At 40.9% G+C, this 19,847-nt stretch carries 18 protein-coding genes; 6 read left to right on the top strand and 12 right to left on the bottom strand.

Features of this window, described 5'->3' with window-relative positions; genetic code table 11:
* Window positions 1–44 precede the first annotated feature (44 nt).
* The 9 genes from BV902_RS03745 to BV902_RS03705 all read right to left on the bottom strand — a co-directional run bounded on the left by BV902_RS03745 (window position 45) and on the right by BV902_RS03705 (window position 11,435).
* Window positions 45–1,481 carry a phosphatase PAP2 family protein gene (locus BV902_RS03745; protein ID WP_075990839.1) on the bottom strand — a complete coding sequence of 479 codons (1,437 nt, stop codon included), beginning with the start codon at window positions 1,479–1,481 and terminating at the stop codon, window positions 45–47.
* On the bottom strand, window positions 1,463–2,218 hold the full coding sequence (locus BV902_RS03740; protein WP_075990838.1) for an SDR family NAD(P)-dependent oxidoreductase: 756 nt from the start codon (window positions 2,216–2,218) through the stop codon (window positions 1,463–1,465). Before BV902_RS03740 ends, BV902_RS03745 begins: the two co-directional genes overlap by 19 nt.
* Window positions 2,215–3,243, bottom strand: a complete 1,029-nt coding sequence (locus BV902_RS03735; RefSeq protein WP_075990837.1) for a patatin-like phospholipase family protein — start codon at window positions 3,241–3,243, stop codon at window positions 2,215–2,217. The genes BV902_RS03740 and BV902_RS03735 overlap by 4 nt, the downstream gene beginning before the upstream one ends.
* Window positions 3,244–3,293: 50 nt before the next feature.
* On the bottom strand, window positions 3,294–4,124 hold the full coding sequence (locus BV902_RS03730; protein ID WP_075990836.1) for a phosphatidate cytidylyltransferase: 831 nt from the start codon (window positions 4,122–4,124) through the stop codon (window positions 3,294–3,296).
* Window positions 4,117–4,719, bottom strand: coding sequence for a CDP-alcohol phosphatidyltransferase family protein (locus tag BV902_RS03725; protein ID WP_075990835.1), 603 nt, complete (start codon window positions 4,717–4,719; stop codon window positions 4,117–4,119). The genes BV902_RS03730 and BV902_RS03725 overlap by 8 nt, the downstream gene beginning before the upstream one ends.
* A 164-nt stretch (window positions 4,720–4,883) precedes the next feature.
* Window positions 4,884–6,335, bottom strand: coding sequence for a TPM domain-containing protein (locus BV902_RS27515; RefSeq protein ID WP_172840642.1), 1,452 nt, complete (start codon window positions 6,333–6,335; stop codon window positions 4,884–4,886).
* A gap of 215 nt (window positions 6,336–6,550) precedes the next feature.
* The gene (locus BV902_RS03715) at window positions 6,551–7,873 is read right to left on the bottom strand and encodes a gluconate:H+ symporter (protein ID WP_075990833.1); all 1,323 of its coding nucleotides are present in this window, start codon (window positions 7,871–7,873) and stop codon (window positions 6,551–6,553) included.
* A 16-nt stretch (window positions 7,874–7,889) separates the two neighbouring features.
* Window positions 7,890–9,401 carry a gluconokinase gene (locus BV902_RS03710; protein ID WP_075990832.1) on the bottom strand — a complete coding sequence of 504 codons (1,512 nt, stop codon included), beginning with the start codon at window positions 9,399–9,401 and terminating at the stop codon, window positions 7,890–7,892.
* A 402-nt stretch (window positions 9,402–9,803) separates the two neighbouring features.
* Entirely contained in the window at window positions 9,804–11,435 is a 1,632-nt protein-coding gene (locus tag BV902_RS03705) for an ABC-F family ATP-binding cassette domain-containing protein (RefSeq protein ID WP_075994613.1), read from the bottom strand.
* Window positions 11,436–11,519: 84 nt separating this feature from the next.
* On the opposite strand from BV902_RS03705, the gene trmD reads away from it, so the two are divergent.
* The 6 genes from trmD to dusB all read left to right on the top strand — a co-directional run bounded on the left by trmD (window position 11,520) and on the right by dusB (window position 16,687).
* The gene (gene trmD / locus BV902_RS03700) at window positions 11,520–12,197 is read left to right on the top strand and encodes a tRNA (guanosine(37)-N1)-methyltransferase TrmD (RefSeq protein ID WP_075990831.1); all 678 of its coding nucleotides are present in this window, start codon (window positions 11,520–11,522) and stop codon (window positions 12,195–12,197) included.
* A gap of 259 nt (window positions 12,198–12,456) precedes the next feature.
* Window positions 12,457–13,860 carry an anthranilate synthase component I family protein gene (locus tag BV902_RS03695; protein ID WP_075994612.1) on the top strand — a complete coding sequence of 468 codons (1,404 nt, stop codon included), beginning with the start codon at window positions 12,457–12,459 and terminating at the stop codon, window positions 13,858–13,860.
* Complete coding sequence (locus tag BV902_RS03690) at window positions 13,857–14,150, top strand: chorismate mutase (protein ID WP_075990830.1); 294 nt, start codon at window positions 13,857–13,859, stop codon at window positions 14,148–14,150. The genes BV902_RS03695 and BV902_RS03690 overlap by 4 nt, the downstream gene beginning before the upstream one ends.
* Window positions 14,137–14,712, top strand: a complete 576-nt coding sequence (locus tag BV902_RS03685) for an anthranilate synthase component II (RefSeq protein ID WP_075990829.1) — start codon at window positions 14,137–14,139, stop codon at window positions 14,710–14,712. The genes BV902_RS03690 and BV902_RS03685 overlap by 14 nt, the downstream gene beginning before the upstream one ends.
* An 11-nt stretch (window positions 14,713–14,723) precedes the next feature.
* On the top strand, window positions 14,724–15,506 hold the full coding sequence (trpC, locus tag BV902_RS03680) for an indole-3-glycerol phosphate synthase TrpC (RefSeq protein WP_075990828.1): 783 nt from the start codon (window positions 14,724–14,726) through the stop codon (window positions 15,504–15,506).
* A gap of 185 nt (window positions 15,507–15,691) precedes the next feature.
* Window positions 15,692–16,687: a tRNA dihydrouridine synthase DusB gene (dusB, locus tag BV902_RS03675; protein WP_046674816.1), complete on the top strand. Its 996-nt coding sequence runs from the start codon at window positions 15,692–15,694 to the stop codon at window positions 16,685–16,687.
* A 66-nt stretch (window positions 16,688–16,753) separates the two neighbouring features.
* Here the strand turns inward: dusB and BV902_RS03670 are convergent, their stop codons facing one another.
* The 3 genes from BV902_RS03670 to BV902_RS03660 all read right to left on the bottom strand — a co-directional run bounded on the left by BV902_RS03670 (window position 16,754) and on the right by BV902_RS03660 (window position 19,844).
* The gene (locus BV902_RS03670; protein ID WP_075990827.1) at window positions 16,754–18,223 is read right to left on the bottom strand and encodes a lipopolysaccharide biosynthesis protein; all 1,470 of its coding nucleotides are present in this window, start codon (window positions 18,221–18,223) and stop codon (window positions 16,754–16,756) included.
* 45 nt (window positions 18,224–18,268) lie between these two features.
* A complete protein-coding gene (locus BV902_RS03665; protein ID WP_046674815.1) occupies window positions 18,269–18,550 on the bottom strand; it encodes an acylphosphatase in 282 nt (93 codons plus the stop codon).
* A gap of 118 nt (window positions 18,551–18,668) precedes the next feature.
* On the bottom strand, window positions 18,669–19,844 hold the full coding sequence (locus BV902_RS03660) for an amidohydrolase family protein (protein ID WP_075990826.1): 1,176 nt from the start codon (window positions 19,842–19,844) through the stop codon (window positions 18,669–18,671).
* Window positions 19,845–19,847: the final 3 nt, after the last annotated feature.

Genomic DNA, 19,847 nt, shown 5'->3' with positions numbered 1-19,847 from the left:
TATCAAATAGCATATTTAACAACAAAGATCATGCAAATGACTGTCTAGCTATTTCTCTCGACTAGCACCTCCATCAACTGAAGTGTATGTTTATGCAACACAAGATGCTTATTATGAGATTTAACCAAATCTATAGCATCCATTAAATCTAAAGATAATATTTTTTGTGACAATAGAACAGCAAAAATCATACTCCTGTTGTAGCCCATTGTGCAATGTATAATCATATTTTCACCTCGCTTCAATTGCTGATAACGGATGACGAGCGCAGCCAATATCCTTTCGGCATCAGCCAGCGTAATTGCCGCTATATCCAACAATGGAAATGAATGATAGTTTTCCTGTACATGTAGGATCGCTATTTCTTCCAATTCTGCAGCCAGGTCAAAAACAACCAGATGCTTATTCAGACCAAGCACACGGATATCTTCTGCTGTCGTCCTCGGGCCTACATAACAACGTGGTAAAATCTCAAGCAATGATGATTTATTACGACGTCTTACGAATCGCCACAACAACCAATAAATCCATTGGTATGGGCTATAAAACAATTTCTTAAAGCCGGGTATCCAACCTTCTTCATTTTTCAGAAACGTTGGATTATTGATAACATAATTTCTTCCTACCGCAATACAGACTAAGGATGGCCAACACAAAAGATATAATCCAAATGCATGAGTCCCGCCCCACAATGCCAGTAACAGCAAACACCAGCCGATGGCGTAGTAAACGTAGCCAATTCCTTGGTTTCTACGACAAACTTCGGCCTCCAAGTCTAATTTCGCCCTTTCGTCTAATTTCATCTTTTCGGTCCCGGGCAAAAAGGGCAACTCCCCCGCCTTTAGTGTAGATGATGCGCTGTCATGAAGCAATACCGATGGAGATGGGAATAGGACAAATCCGACATGAGCCAGAATCATCGCGGTCAACACATCCACCAGATGGTGCTGATAAACAGTGAGTGTAGCAATTCCCATGAATAGCAACCAAATCCCCACTATCCAGCGTGTCCAGCCTTTTAGCTGCCTACCGAGCACAGACCAAAACAGACATGCATACGCCACATGCAGCGAAGGGGCTTGATTAAATGGAGAGTCATGCTTACTTAAAAAAGCGAAGAAAAGTTTAAAAATTGGATTCTCAACACTAGGCCTATCAAAGGAAAATCGCAAGGGAAAAATAAAAAAACAACAAATAGAGACGATGGTAATGAAACTGAAACGCTTCGTATAGACCCAAAGCTCTTCTCGACTTCGACAACAGAAAGGAACCAAAGCGAAGAACAAACCGCTACTCATGTAGGGGATAATCATCCAAGAAACGAAAGGCATAAAGTGTTCAAAAGGAAACACAAACGAAGATACAGTAGTCTGATTTGCAGCATGGACCGCAGCAGCAGAATAAGTCAACTGGAAAAATAGCGCACAATAAAGGAAGACAGCAAATTGCAGCCCCCTATTTTTCAGTCGTTTTTCATCCATTTGGCCTTCCTTGACATAATTTTATTCAACACAATATTTGGAAGTAGTCCCAGAGATGCCATCAACCACTTCATACGCTTCGGAAAAACGACTTGCTTCTTCTTCTGTTCGATAGCTGTCATTATACGCTGTGCTGCATCGTCTACAGGGATTAAGAATGGTTTTTTAGACAAATCTTGCTTATTGAGGGCTCGCAGTTTATCCGTATCAACATAGCCCGGAGCAATAACAGTAACCGAAATTCCATACGGACAAAGTGCCCTACGATACGCATCAGCCACTTGGATTGCAGCACGCTTTGTCTTACTATATAGGCTTGAATTGGGAAAATGGAGCGTTCCCGAAACTGATGCAACGATTGCAATTTGTCCTTCCGACTGACCTTGCATAGCAGTTCTCGCCGCTTCAAAACAATTTAAAGTACCCATCATATTGACCTGGAGCATAGCCACCGCCTCCTGATAGCTTATTTGTTGAGCAACGTCATCCGCGTAACTCCCTGTACAATTGATAAAGAGGTCTAAAGGCATACGTGCACAAAATGAACTGACGGCATTTTGCAGGCTGCTCAATTGACATACATCGACTTCAAAACTTCTGATGCTATGTCCCCAAGGATAGGCTGACATTTTCGTCAGATCACGTCCACATACCGCTACCTCTGCTCCTTCCTCAAGATAACGCTTGGCCAAAGCAAGGCCTATTCCACTTGTACCACCGGCAATAAATACTTTCATTTCAATGAATTTAATGTCACCTCATAGCCATAGTTCCATTGCGCTTCCATCGCTTCAGCAAATTCTTGTTGATCAATCGGGAAAGACAGCGTAACTTCAAATTTAGACCAATCAATTCCTTTTTTACAGTATTTCCCAGCTAATTGTTCCGCGGCATTCTGTGTATCAATCCAATGTGCATAAGGAAACTGCTGTTCCAAATCTGTTAATCGTTTATTTCCGCTAAAGCCTAATACTGCCCGAACCAACGCTTCTTCTTGCGGTTTATAAGGTTGTTTTCGCTCACATATGATGTTTTGAGCAAGCGACTTTGCTAGCTCCATTGGTACAAGATCAATTGCTCCACCCGTATAATAGGTTTTATTGGAGCATACAGGTTCAATATAAAACATATCGGACATCGAAATACGGGCCGCCTGTAGCATAGAAAACTCAGCACTCAAATGAACCGCTTTAGCCACTGCACTATGCTCGTAATTACTAGCCGAAATTCCTATTGCCTCAACGGGCACGTTTGCCAATACATCCTGAGTTCCCATCAATATCTTTTGATATAGTTTCCGGTCCCCACGCCGCTGCCCAACTTCAGACGGACTGAACAGCACTTTAGCGCCGACCACAAGTGCTGGAATTGCTGTTGAGAATGGTCTATCCAATGTAGGCAATAGTAAGGAAAGATCCTGTTCCATATGGACGAGATAGCGATTAAAAACGTCCTCAATAAAGGGTGCCCGTTTCTTATTAAACTGTTTTTTCAAAACATACACGCCCAGCCTCCCCAAACGACGCTGTTCTGTAAGCCGATGATGTAGGAAAAACTGATAAAACTCGTCTGATTGCAGATAGGACTTGCGAGCTTCATGTGTAGCAAAGGCCTGTATAACAGCCACTGCCATTGAACCACCGCAGCTCGCGATAAGCAGATCTGGCTTTAAGCCCAGCTCATCCAGCGCAGCGTACATACCAAGATATAGACTGAACCGAGTTCCACCCCCCGAAAATAAAACAGCACGTTGATAAGCCATCAGATTGAAATTTTAGTTAGCCTTCTCACTACCACATTCATCAAATCCTATTAATTCCCCAACAACAGGATAATCAAAGCATAAAACAGGGGCGCATTGAAGATCAGACTATCGATACGATCCAATAATCCACCATGCCCAGGAATTAATGCCCCAGTATCTTTCACTCCTGTCTTTCTTTTCAGATAGGAAAAAAGGACATCTCCCCAGAATCCCAAAATACCGAAAAACAAACCGAACAACGAAAAGTATAGAAAATTCTGAAATGGCAGTAAAAAATAGCCCAATAAATTACTCAATATAATTGTTAAGCTGATACCGCCCACACATCCCGCAATTGTCTTATTTGGACTAATACGCGGAACGATTTTACGTTTGCCAAAAAACTTACCCATCAGGTATTGAAAGACGTCATTCAGTTCCGTTAACACAACAATATATCCGATTAATTTTAGTCCTAGGAACGGGTTGCCATCCACTTTAATGGATCGGATAAAAGCTAAATGGCTAAATGCAAGCAAACAAGCTACCGCGCCCAAAAATAGTCCAAATACTGCTCCCTTCTTAACCTTTAAACCATATTTGAAAAACAAAGCAGTCACCAAACACAAGAAGCTAGCCAACAATAGATATTCTCGATAGGAACAAAAGTATAGGAGCAACGCTTGCAACAATGCCATGCAAAGAAAAACCAATGGTTGCGTCTTACATTCAGGGATAAACATACGAGCAAACTCGCGCATCCCTTGAAAGGTTATCCAGGCCACAAACAAGGGTGATATTGTTGGTGGAACGAAGGCAACCGCCAACACCAAGACAATATAACCCCAGCTTCTAACACGAACAGGAACATCTGCGAACTTGCTATTGGCATCAGCCATGCGCCAAAGCCTTTCTCAATCGAGTTACCGAACTCAAAAGTAAGAGTAAGCACAAAACACCAAAAATATAACCTGAAACAGTAACCATTGAAATATGCAATAATGCTAAAATTCCATATACCCCCAACAGCAAAGCACGATCACTTTTACCCATCGGCCCATCGTAACGACGATCATTGGCAATCACCTTCCCGATCAATCCACAAAATTCATTCACAACACTTAATACGATAAAAGCGACGATAAGATATATGCTTTCTGGATGAAACTTCAGCAAAGGAAAAAATAGCACGACATCCGAAACAATATCTCCGACTTCGTTCAAGACTTCGCCCGTCTTGCTAGTCTGATTAAAAAGTCGTGCCATCATGCCATCTAAGGCATTCAAGGCCATTCGTAATAACAATCCGATTGGCAGGGCCAAAAAGAAAATCGGGAAACGATCAGCATACCAAAACAGTAAAGCAATGATCAAAGACAATACAATAGATCCGATCGTGATCTGGTTTGCCGTTACCTTTTTTCTATGTAAAAAGTTCAAGATCGGCATCAGCAACTGCTGAAATTTTGGTTTTAATTTATAAACAGAAATCATCTCGCGCTAGCTGTAATTTATTTTTTCATTTTTTTTAAAAAAAAATTTGCATAGTGTAATATATACACTATATTTGTGTCATCATAATTTAGGTTTATAATTGGTTATTTAAGGTTTTCATTCTCCCCGTTTGGAAACCTTTTTTTTTTGCCCTAAATTACCGATTACCATCTTCCACCGGCACCACCCCCACCAGAAGATCCGCCGCCAAAGCTTCCACCGCCACCACTACTGCTAGATCCTCCACCAGAGCTACTCGATGTTGAGCGCACTTTAACTGGAGTCGAGTGTTCACCATGAGATACCCGATGTCCACAATTCTTACATAAGTCAAAGCGTTCCTCCAATCCCTGCGAACTATAAGTTGCTGCACGTATCGTCTTGGTACGTCCAGTCTCAAAAGTTCTATAATGACATGCAGAACATTCACTGAACCCAACATTCTCGTCCCAGGGAACCAGCTTTGTTTCATTGGTCGCCTGATCTATCCAGATTTCATACGAACGACTACCGATTTTTTCCTCCAAAAGCTGCCCCTTATCCAGGTACGCACTTTCACGGGTAGATACATCATCCTTATTCATGCGCAACCAACGACCAGATTGATCTGGCGGCATCAATCGAAGTTGATTCTTCCGAATGCGCTTGTTTAATCCAATGAGATCAAATAGTGCCAATGGACTCAGTAATAGCGGAACCAAACCCCAGACACGAAATTTACGTAGAGCCCTTTGAATATTTTCCTCATCCTGATAGGAATTAACAATTTGCGTGCGGCTTGCATTGTATTTCATCGCCAGGGTAATACTACCAAAAACAACTATAAAATAAGGTAGATTTTTCCACTGATAGACCTTCTCAAAATTATTGAGGGCAAATGCACAGATAAACACCGAGATAAACATTAATATCCCCATACAGCCACATCCACTGACTAAAGGCGGAAAATATTTACTTTTTTTGGTCAACTTTCCTTTGATCGCTCGCGTCACTTCGCCCAACCAGATATAACAGATCGCAAATAAACCTAAAACCAACAGTGAATTTCGCAGAATAGGACTTTTAAAGCTCCAGACCGGCGTTGCCTCTGGCATCAAGCGTTCCAGCTCGGCCTTACTATCCGGTGAGGTAAGTATTGTCTTAATAAATTCTGCGGCCTCCTTAACACCGCGGTCGTAATCTTCATTCCTAAAATTGGGTACGAGATATTTTTCTCCAATACGTTTTAAATAGGCATCGGGCAAAATACTTTCCATACCATACCCTGTAATAAAACGGTATTCATGTCGGTCTTTAGCAATAAACAACAAAAGCCCATTGTTACTTTCCTTCTTACCGATACCCCAGGTATTGAATAATTTTAAGGCAAATTCGAAATCACTGTCGCCAACATAATCATTCACAACAACGATTGCAAATTCACCTTTTGTAGCAGCCTCAATCTGCGTCGATAAGCCATCTAATTCGGCCACTGTACCCGAGGATAGAATCCCATCAGGATTGGAGACAAAATAATCCTGTCCCTGTAATTTGGGGCTTGGCAAATTGTCGACGGTATAGGCGATAATTTGCCCGAAAGCTGACAGCCCGGGGAGGCAGCTTCCTACCCAAATCAATAAAAAAAATATAAAAACGATGTAATCTCTGCATAGTTTTAGAACAACAAAATTTGGCTCATTGTCACGATATTAAGAAAAAAAAAACCAAACAAAGGTTTTCATCAAAAAAAAGCCCATAATCAACCGATTATGGGCCTATATAATTTAATATTCGTTTAAGACGCTCTGTCCTATTAATGTATCCTAGCAATATGAAACTTTCCCATTCGCTGTCAATGACCAAGCCAGTGTAAAATCAAGACACCGATCAACCCAATAACAGAAACGAGCGTTTCCATCACCGTCCATGAGCGAAACGTATCCTTCATGCTCACTCCAAAATAAGATTTAAACATCCAAAACCCCGGATCGTTGACGTGTGAGAACATGAGACTACCCGCTCCCGTCGCTAGCACCATTAATTCAGGAGTAACCTCTCCTCCCTGCACAATGGGAAGCATAATGCCCGCTGCCGTGAGCCCAGCAACACTAGCCGAACCGATAACTAGGCGAATGATACCGGCTATTAACCATGCAAGCACAAGAGGCGACAAGCTCAGGTCTGCGGTTAGGTCAGCGATGTAATTCGCTACACCACTATCTACCAAAATTTGCTTGAAAGCGCCTGATGCTGCAATGATAAAAAGGATCATCATTATCCCGCGGATTGCTTCTTCCACACTTGCTGACTGCTGCCGCAAACTTTTGCCTTGGCGGATACCCATTGTGTACATCGCCATTAGCGATGCAATCATTAAAGCCACCACCGGGTCACCCAAGAAACGTAGTGCCTTCAGCCAAGAGGAGCCTTCTGGAAATATTAGATGGGAAAATGAACCAAAAGCAATTAAAATTATTGGAAAAAGCCCCGTAAATATACTAATTGCAAATCCGGGAAGCTCTTTTCGATCTGCTTGATTGTGTTCAGGAAAAAACTCAGTGGGTGGGTTGGTCGGAATACGCTTAAGCATCCTGCCAAAGAGCGGTCCACCGATAATTATGGCAGGAATTGCCACAATAATGCCATACACCATTGTTAAACCTATATCCGCTTTGTAGGTAAGCGCTATGGCCGTAGCTCCCGGATGTGGAGGCAAATAACCGTGTGTCACGGACAGCGCTGCCAGCAACGGAATGGCGACGTAAAGCAATGGCATTTTATTGGAAGCACATACCATGAAAACGAATGGTACTAAGACGATAAAACCGACATTGTAGAATAAGGGAATTCCTACTAAAAAGCCCGTGAGAACCATTGCCCAAGGTAAGTTCTTTTTGCCAAATACAGCAGTTAGCACCGTTGTAATCTTTTCTGCAGCACCACCTTCCGCCATCAATTTCCCCAGTAGAGCCCCGAAAGCCAACAATAGTGCCAACTGGCCCATAGTGGTACTCACTCCAGTTTCAACAGATTTAAGGATATCGACGGCACTCATATTCATCGCAAAACCGACCGCAACGGAGGTTATCAGTAATGAAAAGATCGTGTTTAACCTGACGACAGTGACTAAAAGAAGTAGTAAAGCTACTCCCAAAATAACGATGATTAGAGGCATAATGATTTATATCTAGTTAAAACTCCGCTTCCAATAAATGGTACAGGCGTTCAAATTTTTGGAAGTTTCTAACATATACAGCGTGATTCTCCGCACTCGGTTTATAACAGTGCTCGGTATCTTGCTTTCCTTCCGTTTGTTTGATTTTTATAGTAGGACCACCTCCCTGTATACCCAAGGCTTCCAAGCCTATCAATGCTGCTCCCCAAGCAGAGCTTTCTACTGTATTTTTGGTAAATACAGGTTTATTGAAAATGTCTGCAAGCATCTGCACCAACAACGATGAACGCGCTAAGCCGCCGCTTGCAAAGATCGTATGAATGGGACCGGTGTTCTCCTCTAAGGCGAGTCCTACACTGTAAATTGCAAACAACATCCCTTCCATCATGGCACGTGCAAAGTGCGCCCTGCCATGATGCAACTGTATTCCAAAATAAACGCCTTTTGCATTGGAATTCCAATGTGGTGCCCGTTCACCAGTTAGATAGGGCAAGAATATCAAGCCTTCCGCCCCGGGAACGACGGAGTCGACCAAAGCATTTAACGACGCAGAAGGATCTCCATCTGCTTCCATTTGGGTAAATTCGCACAAAAAGTTGTCTCGAAACCAGTTGCGTAATACACCGCCATTGTTAACCGCACCACCAATTATATATTCATTTGGTCTAAGTAGATATGTAAATAGTCTCTGTTTTTTTTCTTGATTTGCCTGCGAACTTGCTACGCGAATAGCCCCACTGGTACCGATTGTTACCGAAGCCACTCCGGGACTTATAGCCCCTACCCCGAGATTAGCCAAACAGCCATCGCTACCACCTATAACAAAAGGGGTATCTTCAGGGATCTGCATCAAGGCCGCAATTTTTTGGCTAGGCATATTTAAAATATAATCGACCGGAACTGGAGATGCTAGTTGCTCTTCCGATATACCTGCCAAGCTTAACGCCTGATCAGACCATGTTAGGTGATGTATGTCGAAAAGCCCAGTTGCAGATGCGATGGAATGATCGACTACGTAAACTCCAAAGAGCCGGTAAAAAAGAAATTCTTTGATACCGATAAACTTGTGCGACTGCGCAAATAATTTTTGATCGTTGGACTTTATCCACATTAATTTGCAAAGCAAAGACATGGGATGTATTGGTGTACCCGTCTGCTGATAAAGCAGCCTGCCCGCCTCACTTGCCTCCAAGGCAACCGCAATATGCTCACTTCTGCGATCTGCCCATATAATGCAATTGCTAAGTGGCTGCCCCGCCGAGTCAACAGCGATCAGTCCGTGCATAGCACTGCTCACCGAAATACATACGGGTTTCGGTATCTCAGCACGAGATTGCCTTAAGCTAATCATTACATACCGAACAGACTCAATACATGCCGCATAAACAATCTCCGGATCTTGCTCGTACCAGCCTTCCGACGGGTTTAATATAGGATAAGATATGCTATGCTGCGACAAGATGTTACCTTCGTAGTCAAATGCAACAGCTTTCGCAGATGATGTCCCAATGTCTAATCCAATGATCATAAATAAAATTGATGTTTAGGAGAGCTCAATATACGGATTATCTGTTGGTTTACAACAAAAGGCTCAATACCAGCAAACTAATTGGAGCGAGAAAAGCGCCGCATACCGATCTGCTGATAATTGTCTTTCATAGTATCAACATAAACGGTAAATATCAACTTAGAAAAACGGTATTAAACGATAAGCATAGATAAAAAGAATAACTACGATTTTGGAATAGTTGGACTCGGAGTAGTGGTATTGATCGGGAAGGTATCTTTCACACGCTTTGGGATTAAGGGACAAAAGCTTGAAGATTCGATTTAATCATTGTTTAAAACGCAAAAAAGCGGCTTTTTGATATAAAAGCCGCTTTTTAAAACTGAGTCCCCTACCGGGTTTTATACTACGTTTATTTAGATGCTAACGTTCAATATCCTTCAAGCTACTCATCTTCTTGTATTCCAAGAAACCTTTAATATCTTCAAAATGCTCCCGTACGCGTTTATTTCCGAATTCAAAGACTTTCTCAGCCAAGCCGTCCAAAAAGTCACGGTCGTGTGAAACAAGGATCAACGTACCATCAAAATCCTTTAAGGCATCTTTGATAATATCTTTGGTCTTCATGTCCAAATGGTTGGTAGGCTCATCGAGAATCAATACATTCACTGGCTCCAAAAGAAGTTTTATCATGGCCAGACGAGTTCGCTCTCCTCCAGATAATACCTTCACCTTTTTCGTCGTGTCATCACCACTAAACATAAAAGCACCCAAGAGATCTTTCATTTTAACACGCACTTCACCTACAGCGATTTGATCAATGGTATCAAAAACGGTCATCTCTCCATCAAGTAATGCGGCCTGATTTTGTGCAAAGTACCCAATTTTTGCATTGTGCCCTACTTTCAGCGTACCTTCGAAATCGATTTCCCCCATAATTGCTTTGATCATGGTCGATTTACCCTCACCGTTCTTCCCGACAAAAGCGACCTTTTCACCACGTTCGATGACCATATTTGCTTTTTGAAATACGACGTGTTCATCATAAACCTTGGTTAGATCCTCAACGATAACAGGATATTGACCTGAGCGCGGGGATGGTGGGAATTTAAGACGCAGTGCAGAAGTATCTACCTCGTCTATCTCAATGATTTCCAATTTCTCCAGCATCTTTACACGTGATTGCACCTGCAATGTTTTAGAATAGGTACCTCTGAAACGATCGATAAACTCCTGATTGTCCGCAATAAAGCGTTGCTGCTCTTCATACGCTTTTAGCTGATGCTGGCGACGCTCCTGACGTAATTCCAAGTAATGACTATACTTGGCACGATAATCATAAATCCTTCCCATCGTCACCTCGATGGTCCGATTGGTGATATTGTCGACAAATGCTCTGTCGTGCGAAATAACGATAACTGCTTTAGCCGAATTGACCAAGAAATCTTCCAGCCATTGGATACTCTCGATATCCATGTGGTTGGTTGGCTCATCCAATAAAATCAAATCGGGCTTTTTCAATAATATTTTAGCTAATTCGATACGCATCCGCCAACCACCGGAAAACTCAGAAGTCTGTCTTGTAAAATCCGAACGCTCAAAACCGAGCCCCTTCAGGACCTTTTCAACTTCTGCATCATAGTTAACTTCCTCAATCGAATAGAACTTTTCACTTAATTCGGATACACGTTCGATCAATTGCATATAATCGTCAGACTCATAGTCTGTACGGATATTTAATTGCTCATTCAGGTTTTCCAACTCATCACGCATACCATAGACTTCTTCGAAAGCCTTTGATGTTTCTTCAAAAACAGTCACGTTATCCTCTGTTAACAAATGTTGCGGTAAATAGGCTATAATGGCATCTTTCGGACCAGCAACATTACCTGTAGTAGGTTTACCCACTCCAGCGATAATTTTCAGTAAGGTGGATTTACCGGCACCATTTTTACCCATCAATGCGATTTTATCATTCTCATTGATGGAGAAAGATACATCTGAAAAAAGAGTTGTTCCCCCAAAGGAAACAGAAATATTATTTACGTCAATCACTGTATATACACTTAATTTTGGCACAAAGATAAGCGAATCAATCTTATAAATAGACAATGGTGCATTTTTGTGTATCTTTGCCCCATGCGTTTTGATATTATTACGGTCTTACCTGACCTCTTGGAAAGTCCATTTGCACACTCTATTTTGCAACGAGCAAAGAACAAAGGCTTGGCTGAAATATATGTCCACAATTTAAGAGACTATTCAACAAATAAACACAAAAGTGTCGATGATTATCCGTACGGGGGCGGATCGGGCATGGTCCTTCAAATAGAACCCTTTGCCAAGTGTATAGAGCAATTGCAAGCTGAACGGGAATACGATGAGATCATTTACATGACTCCCGACGGTGAAACATTCAATCAGGATATTGCGAATGGATTATCTACAAAAAGAAATATGATGATTCTCTGTGGGCATTACAAGGGAATAGATCAACGTATCCGTGATATTTATGTAACAAAAGAGATCTCAGTCGGTGATTATGTACTGTCCGGAGGTGAGCTTCCAGCGGCGATTGTTACAGATGCTGTTATCCGTCTGATTCCCGGAGTTTTGTCGGATGAGACATCCGCGCTTTCAGATTCTTTTCAGGATGGATTACTAGATGCGCCTATCTATACACGCCCTGCAGACTGGAAAGGCCACAAAGTACCTGATATTCTCCTTAGTGGTCATGAGGCAAAAATCGCTGCATGGAAAGATGAACAACAGTTAAAAAGAACGCAAGAAAGACGTCCTGATTTATTAAATGATTAAGAAATAAGGTGAATTTTTGTTTTTTTGTCACAAAAAGTTTGCTTATTTATTTTTTTTTTATAAATTTGTGTAATAATGACACGAAGATATACAAATACAAATTGGTGGTGGCCTGAAGCAATAAGCATCGGGAACTAATTGGTATTGTCATAATATTTCATAATCAACCAAAACCATTTATGGAAATTCCAACCCCGATGCTGACCAGTATCGGGGTTTTTTTATGCATAGTTTACAACAAGAAGATAAGACACAAAAAATGAAGTATACATTCAAAACAAAAACCAGAAAGTTGCTCGCGGATACAACTACACCAGTGAGCATCTATCTTCGCCTAAGAGATATCTTTCCAAACTCATTGTTACTGGAAAGCTCCGACTACCATAGTCGCGACAACAACATCAGTTACATCTGTTGTCAACCAATTGCCGGAATCCAGCTCGATGAGAAAGAGCTGACGCTCACTTATCCGGGTAGAGAACGTATCGTAAAAAATGCGCACGAAATCGAATTACGTCAAGAAGTTTCCGATTTTAGGAATTCCTTCGAAGATCATACAATTGCTGAACTTAACTTGATCTCCAATGGCCTATTTGGTTACTTCACCTTCGATTGTATTGAACACTTTGAGGACATCAAACTAACAACAACGGTAGATCCGGCACGGAAAATACCGTTTATGCAATATCATGTTTACAAATATGTCATTGCCATCGACCACTTCCGTAATCAACTCTATATTTTTGAACATCTGCTGGATGACGAAGAATCAGAACTTGAAAGAATGCAGTTCCTTATTCAGAACAAAAACTTCCCTGAATATACCTTCAAACTAGCTGGCGAGGAAAGCTCCAATCGTACCGATGAAGAACACCGTCAGTTGGTTAAGAAGATGAAAGAGCATATCCAACGTGGTGATGTATTCCAGATCGTTCCATCCAGAGGCTTTAAGACACCGTTCTCCGGTGATGAATTCAATGTCTATCGTGCGCTCCGCTCCATCAACCCTTCGCCCTATCTTTTCTATTTTGATTATGGTGACTTTAAACTTTTCGGATCATCGCCTGAGGCTCAACTGCGTATCCACGGGAAACAAGCGACGATTTTCCCTATCGCAGGAACATTCAAACGGACAGGTAACATGGAGGAAGATCAAAAGATAGCCACCAAGCTCAAAGAAGACCCAAAAGAGACTTCCGAACATGTTATGCTCGTCGATCTTGCCCGCAATGACTTAAGTAGACATTGCACCCAAGTTAAAGTTGAGTCCTACATGGAACCACAATATTACTCGCATATTATCCACTTGGTCTCCAAAGTAACGGGCACATTAAAAGATAATATCAACCCATTTGACATCGTAGGTGATACATATCCTGCGGGTACGCTTTCAGGTGCTCCAAAACATATGGCGTTGACATTGATTGATCGTTATGAAGGATTACAACGCTCATTTTATTCGGGTGCAATCGGATTCATGGGTTTTAACGGAGACTTTAATCATGCCATTATGATCCGGTCCTTCCTAAGTAAGCAAAACACCTTACATTATCAGGCCGGTGGCGGTATCGTATTAGATTCAGACCCCGAAATGGAGCTACAAGAAGTAAATAACAAAATTGCTGCGCTACGAAAAGCATTACAATTAGCAGAAACATTATGATCAGACCATTGGAATACTGTGTCAACAAGCAACATATCCATGATTCGGTAGACACCATTGACAACCGCATCGTTGAGCTATTGGCATTACGAAAAACCTATATCGGCAAAGGCAAGTCCTTCGAGGATGAGCAAAACGAAGAGCAGAATATCATTCGGAACCTGGACAGTAATTATGTCCTACTGGCAAAAAGATTTCATTTGCCAATCGAATTTATTCAGTCCATATTCCAGGAAATTGAAAATTATATTAATCAAGATTTTATAGCAAAAGGTTATGAGCAACAATAAAATAGTCGTTATAGACAACTACGATTCGTTCACCTACAACTTGGTCCATTTGTTACAGGAATTAGATCAAGAATATGTTGTATGGAGAAATGATAAATTTAAACTGGAAGATATTGATGCTTTCGATAAAATACTTCTTTCGCCGGGCCCAGGTATTCCAGAAGAAGCTGGATTATTACTTGATGTTATCCGTACCTACGCTCCACATAAAAGTATATTGGGTATTTGCTTAGGCCAACAGGCTATTGCAGAAGTCTTTGGTGGTACACTATTCAATATGGAAAAACCTTTGCATGGCGTAGCAACAAATATTTCTGTTGTTGATGAGTCAGAGAAATTGTTTCGGGACTTCCCAAAAGATTCCAAAATTGGACGCTACCATTCTTGGGCTGTAAACAAAGACACCCTACCAGCTAGCCTCAAGGTAACGGCAACCGACGAGAATGGCATCATTATGGCCTTAACCCATACCGAATACGATGTAAGGGGAATGCAGTTCCACCCAGAGTCGGTATTGACCACAAATGGTAAAAAATTAATTGAAAACTGGTTGGGAATCTAACATCTAAAAAAATGACTATACTTGATAAAATCATTGAACGAAAAAAAATAGAAGTAGAAAAAGCAAAAGCTTTAGTTCCTTTTGAGGAACTATTAAACTATCCCTATTTCAGTGTGGCTTGTCTATCGTTGAGAGAATCTATTCTTGATCCTGAAAAAACAGGAATTATAGCGGAATACAAAAGAGCATCGCCATCAAAAGGAGACATCAATAGTACTTCAGCAGTGGAAGATGTTGTAAAGGCATACGAGGAGGCAGGTGCTTCGGCAGTCTCGGTTCTTACTGATAGCGAATTTTTCAAAGGCAATTTAGAAGATCTATCGAAAGCACGCGAGGCTATTAGCATTCCTATCTTAAGAAAAGAATTCATCGTGGATAAATATCAGATCACCGAAGCGAAAGCTTATGGAGCAGATATCATCCTCTTAATTGCAGCATGTCTGAAAAAGGAGGAAATACAGGAATTTGCAGCCTATGCACACCAATTGGGTTTAAATGTTTTACTTGAGGTGCACAACGAACAGGAACTGTTGGATAATCTTTTCGATGACATTGACGCAATTGGTGTCAATAATAGAAACCTTAAAGATTTTTCTGTCGACATTCAGCATTCTTATGATCTCCTGAACAAAATACCAACAGAATATATTAAAGTGTCTGAGAGCGGTATATCTGATCCTTCGACAATTAAAGCTCTAAAAAGAGCTGGATTCCAAGGATTTTTAATTGGTGAAAATTTCATGAAGACAGCCGATCCTGGACAAGCTATCAAAGAATTTGTAAAAGAAATATAAGGAAATCAAACCCTGACGTTAGGAAGACTATACTTTCACTTAACTCTGAATTTGGCGGGGTTAGCGATTCGAACGGTCAACGTTCGACAGGATCTGAAGAGATCAAAAATCGGCTCTAAACTCGTGACAGTTAGCTAACTTTATACTAATGCCAAATTTTGTACCTTTGTAAAAAATTATCGAAGATGTCGGTCAAGATTGGTGAAAATATTGATTTGGGTAAATTCCCATTGTTATTAGCTCCGATGGAGGATGTAAGTGATCCTCCGTTTCGCTATGTGTGCAAACAGAATGGTGTTGATTTAATGTATACTGAATTTATTTCCTCGGAAGGCTTAATTCGGGATGCTGCAAAGTCAATTCAAAAACTTGATATTTTTGAATATGAACGTCCTATTGGCATTCAGATCTTTGGTGGAGATATTGAAAGTATGCGTCAATCTGCTGAGATCTGCACAAAAGCAGGGCCTAATTTAATCGACATCAATTACGGCTGTCCAGTTAAAAAAGTAGTCTGTAAAGGAGCTGGTTCATCCCTGCTACAGGACATCGATAAAATGGTTGCAATGACAAAAGCTGTCGTTGAGGCTACGGATCTACCCGTAACGGTGAAAACACGTCTTGGCTGGGATGACAACACAAAAAATGTATACGAAGTTGCCGAAAGGTTACAAGATGTGGGGATCAAAGCACTTGCGATTCATGGACGTACGCGCGCGCAGCTGTATAAAGGTCAGGCGGACTGGTCTATGATTCGTGATATCAAACGCAATCCGCGCATCAAGATTCCAATTTTTGGCAATGGCGATGTAGACTCTGTCGAAAAAGCTGCGGCATGGCGGCAGGAGTTTGAAGTGGATGGCATTATGATTGGCCGTGCAGCAATCGGATACCCCTGGATCTTTAGAGAAATAAAACATTTTTTCAATACTGGTGAGCGTTTAGAAGGACCAACTATTGCCGAACGTGTCGAGGTTTGCAGAACACATCTGAACAAATCCATTGAATGGAAAGGTGACAAATTGGGTATTTTTGAAATGCGCAGGCATTATGCGAATTACTTCAAAGGAATCCCCAACTTTAAAGAACACCGAATGAAATTGGTTAGCCTTCAAAGCCAGGCAGAGATTCTTGAGGTACTTCATGAAATTGAACACAATTTCTCGGCAGAAATGGTATAATCCTGAAGTCTACGATTTATAAAGAAAAAGGTCTGCTAAGTTAACATTAGCACGACCTTTTTTCGTTTAAGCGTCTTTCTTTATGAATCGCTTGAGGTGATTTCTTTCCATCAGAAATACACCTCCAATGTAAGCAATCAAAAGCCCATTACCAACGAAGGTATTATGATTAAATACAAAATAGGATAGATAGGAGAAACATATTCCTACAATTATATATATCAGGATCTTGCCCAATTTATAAGGTATAGGATAATGTTTTTGTCCCCATACATAAGATAGCACCACCATAGAAAAGTAGGCTAAAAATGTGACTATTGATGCTCCAACATAACTGTATCTAGGAATCAGATAATAATTCGCAACGACAGTTATTCCTGCGCCTACCAATGAAATATACAAAGCGTACCGCGTTTGGTCAGAAAGCTTATACCATACCGAAAGATTCATATAGATTCCCAGCAGCACATAATTGAATAGTAATAGCGGAACGATGAAAAGTCCAGACCAATATAAGTCACGAGTTTCCACATTTCCTTTAATAAAATACTTCAGCCAGTCAATATTCGCTGTAATCCCCAGCATAACTAACATCATGGCAATTACGAAATATTCCATAATCAACGCATAGGTCTTCTTTGCATTAGCATTTTTTGCATAAGAAAAGAAAAATGGTTCGGCACCCAATCGAAAAGCCTGAACAAAAATGCTCAGAAACATCGCTAATTTTCCAACGGCTCCATAGATCCCCAAATCGCGATCACCAATATCCTTAGGCAGGTAGATTGGCAACACAATTTTATCTAAATTTTCGTTGATGATATAAGAAATATTGGCAATTAAAATCGGAAAGCTATACGATAGCATCTTTAAGATTAGCTGCTTTTCGGGTTTAAAATAAAACCCTTTCATTTCAGGCAGGAGCAATAGAAAGGTTGCTGCACTTGCCACAATATTAGAAATAAATATATAACCTATCCATTCATTTCTATACCAACCGGAACACCAAGTGCCCAAAGCACCACCATCTTTTATCAGATAGGGAACTAGCGCAATAAAGAATAGGTTAAGCATAACCATAATACCGATGTTGGCCAATTTAATAGCACCAAATCGAATAGGCCTTCCCTCCGATCTCAATTTCGCAAAAGGAACAATAGCTAAAGCATCCAATGCCAATATGAGGGCGAAATACTTCACATAGCTCTCGTAATCGGCATTGTAAGTTCCCTTATTCAACCAGCTACCAATAGTGCCAGCAAAGACTATGGCCGTAATAAAAAATAATGTTGCCAAAGAGGCAATGACGATAAAACTGTTATTGAAAACCTGCTTTTTATCCTTTTCTTCGACTTTTTGGAGAAACCTAAAAAAAGTTGTTTCCATACCAAATGCCAAAACGGCATTGATCATGGATGCCCAGGCGTACATATGAGTAAATATTCCGTAGGACGCAGGTGGATATTTGAGGACATACAATGGCGTCATGACGAAATACAGCATACGGGCTATAATCGTACTCAGGCCATAAATCATGGTCTGTCCGGCGAATTTTTTAAGTACTGACAAGGCGGAAAAGACTTAAGATTGAACTCTTTTAACTACTTCAAAATTGGAGAAGCCCTTCATTTCGCCTTCCTTTACCTCAACACTTTCAACGATTGCACCCTCGGGTCCTTCTTGGCAGAACTCCAATAGTGAATCTAGCGCAAAATCGTCGCCCTCGCCCTCTATATAGACAGAACCATCTTTTAAATTGACAACAAAGCCTCTAACACCGACTTGATCTGCAACCGCCTTGGTTGTCAATCTAAAAAAGACACCCTGTACTTTACCTCTTATTGAAATATTCAAATGTTTCATCTGTAACTTATTTTTTCTTCCATCGGTCAGATGGAACTTACCATGACTATAGTTTCGTTATTATAGTCATGGACGGTTCAATAAGAGCAAAAGTACAGAAGTTTTGGGGAATTAAATACTACGCTAAACGTTTTACCTTAACATCTTCATTTAGGCGCATGTGTTCCATACCTTGCAACAACACAATCCCAGGTTTTTTACCCACTTCAAGGGAGCCAAATTCATCCTCAATGTTCAACGCGATAGCACCATTGATTGTAGCCCATTGAATAGTCTGCAAGAAATCCAGATCCTCAAAGTGCGCATGCAATACCTTTAGCTCCTCCAAAATGGACAATGTATCGTTTGAAGCTAAACTGTCCGTTCCGATTACTAAACGCTGTCCGGCATTCATAAAATTCTGAACCTTTGGCAATGTTCCCTCAATATAAAGGTTGGCCTTTGGACAGAGACACCACATCACATCACGATCCATACGTTCTACGAAATCCAAATCTTTAAGAGAGGTATAGGTGTTATGAACCAACAATAATTTATTTGGATAAGGCAAATAAGGAAGATAAGACTGAATCGAATTTCTTGCCTGCGCCTTAATCGCATCAGCATTTTTTCCTATACTTTTATAAAAGTCCAAGAACTCACCCATTTTATAACGGAACAGTTTATTCTCCTCTTCACTTTCTTGATTGTGAATACTGATAATATTTGTTTCCGGAACCATCTTCTTGAATTTTTTAAAAAGGACCTTCGAACAAGAATAGGGAGCGTGCGGAGTAATGGATACATGCCCATTCCTAAACTCTTGGGTCAACGATTTAGCCTCCTTTAACTTAAAGTCAGCTTCTTCAGGTTCAATTCCGAGCACCTCCACAAATGTGTGATATAATATCTGTGAATCTTCCTTCAATTTTGAAGAATTATCAGTGTTGGCGTGATCTCCGACTGCGACAATACCATTTTCGTACATATCTCGATCGGCTTTGGCCATAGCGTCATCTATTTTTTTCATCGATGCCGACCGCGTTGTCATCACCTTACTGAGAAAGCTCGGAAGCCCCGTACCTTTAGGAACAATACCTTTCATATGCGACAATTCAATGTGGCAATGTGCATTGATAAAACCTGGAATTATCACTCCTTCATATCTCTCAACCTTCGTTTTATCTGAAGGTGTAAATGAAGTTGGGTCATAGATACCTTGAATTACCCCCTCCTCATCTACCGAAACAATACCGTCTTTTATTGGCATTGAAGTAATCGGCAGAATATAATTAGCGCTTAAATATTTTAACATTTT

Source organism: Sphingobacterium sp. B29 (assembly GCF_001952815.1).
Lineage (GTDB): Bacteria > Bacteroidota > Bacteroidia > Sphingobacteriales > Sphingobacteriaceae > Sphingobacterium > Sphingobacterium siyangense.
The sequence above is the reverse complement of the archived record's forward strand: the minus strand, read 5'-3'. Positions and strand labels throughout refer to the sequence as shown.

Excerpts from the sequence above, each read along its gene's own strand:
- BV902_RS03745 (WP_075990839.1), bottom strand. The coding sequence starts at position 1,481 with ATGGATGAAAAACGACTGAAAAATAGGGGGCTGCAATTTGCTGTCTTC.
- BV902_RS03665 (WP_046674815.1), bottom strand. The coding sequence starts at position 18,550 with ATGAAACATTTGAATATTTCAATAAGAGGTAAAGTACAGGGTGTCTTT.
- BV902_RS03690 (WP_075990830.1), top strand. The coding sequence starts at position 13,857 with ATGATCAGACCATTGGAATACTGTGTCAACAAGCAACATATCCATGAT.
- BV902_RS03660 (WP_075990826.1), bottom strand. The coding sequence starts at position 19,844 with ATGTTAAAATATTTAAGCGCTAATTATATTCTGCCGATTACTTCAATG.
- BV902_RS03730 (WP_075990836.1), bottom strand. The coding sequence starts at position 4,124 with ATGGCTGATGCCAATAGCAAGTTCGCAGATGTTCCTGTTCGTGTTAGA.
- BV902_RS03685 (WP_075990829.1), top strand. The coding sequence starts at position 14,137 with ATGAGCAACAATAAAATAGTCGTTATAGACAACTACGATTCGTTCACC.
- BV902_RS03725 (WP_075990835.1), bottom strand. The coding sequence starts at position 4,719 with ATGATTTCTGTTTATAAATTAAAACCAAAATTTCAGCAGTTGCTGATG.
- trmD (WP_075990831.1), top strand. The coding sequence starts at position 11,520 with ATGCGTTTTGATATTATTACGGTCTTACCTGACCTCTTGGAAAGTCCA.
- BV902_RS03735 (WP_075990837.1), bottom strand. The coding sequence starts at position 3,243 with ATGGCTTATCAACGTGCTGTTTTATTTTCGGGGGGTGGAACTCGGTTC.
- dusB (WP_046674816.1), top strand. The coding sequence starts at position 15,692 with ATGTCGGTCAAGATTGGTGAAAATATTGATTTGGGTAAATTCCCATTG.
- BV902_RS03670 (WP_075990827.1), bottom strand. The coding sequence starts at position 18,223 with ATGATTTATGGCCTGAGTACGATTATAGCCCGTATGCTGTATTTCGTC.
- BV902_RS03740 (WP_075990838.1), bottom strand. The coding sequence starts at position 2,218 with ATGAAAGTATTTATTGCCGGTGGTACAAGTGGAATAGGCCTTGCTTTG.
- BV902_RS03710 (WP_075990832.1), bottom strand. The coding sequence starts at position 9,401 with ATGATCATTGGATTAGACATTGGGACATCATCTGCGAAAGCTGTTGCA.
- BV902_RS03695 (WP_075994612.1), top strand. The coding sequence starts at position 12,457 with ATGAAGTATACATTCAAAACAAAAACCAGAAAGTTGCTCGCGGATACA.
- trpC (WP_075990828.1), top strand. The coding sequence starts at position 14,724 with ATGACTATACTTGATAAAATCATTGAACGAAAAAAAATAGAAGTAGAA.
- BV902_RS03715 (WP_075990833.1), bottom strand. The coding sequence starts at position 7,873 with ATGCCTCTAATCATCGTTATTTTGGGAGTAGCTTTACTACTTCTTTTA.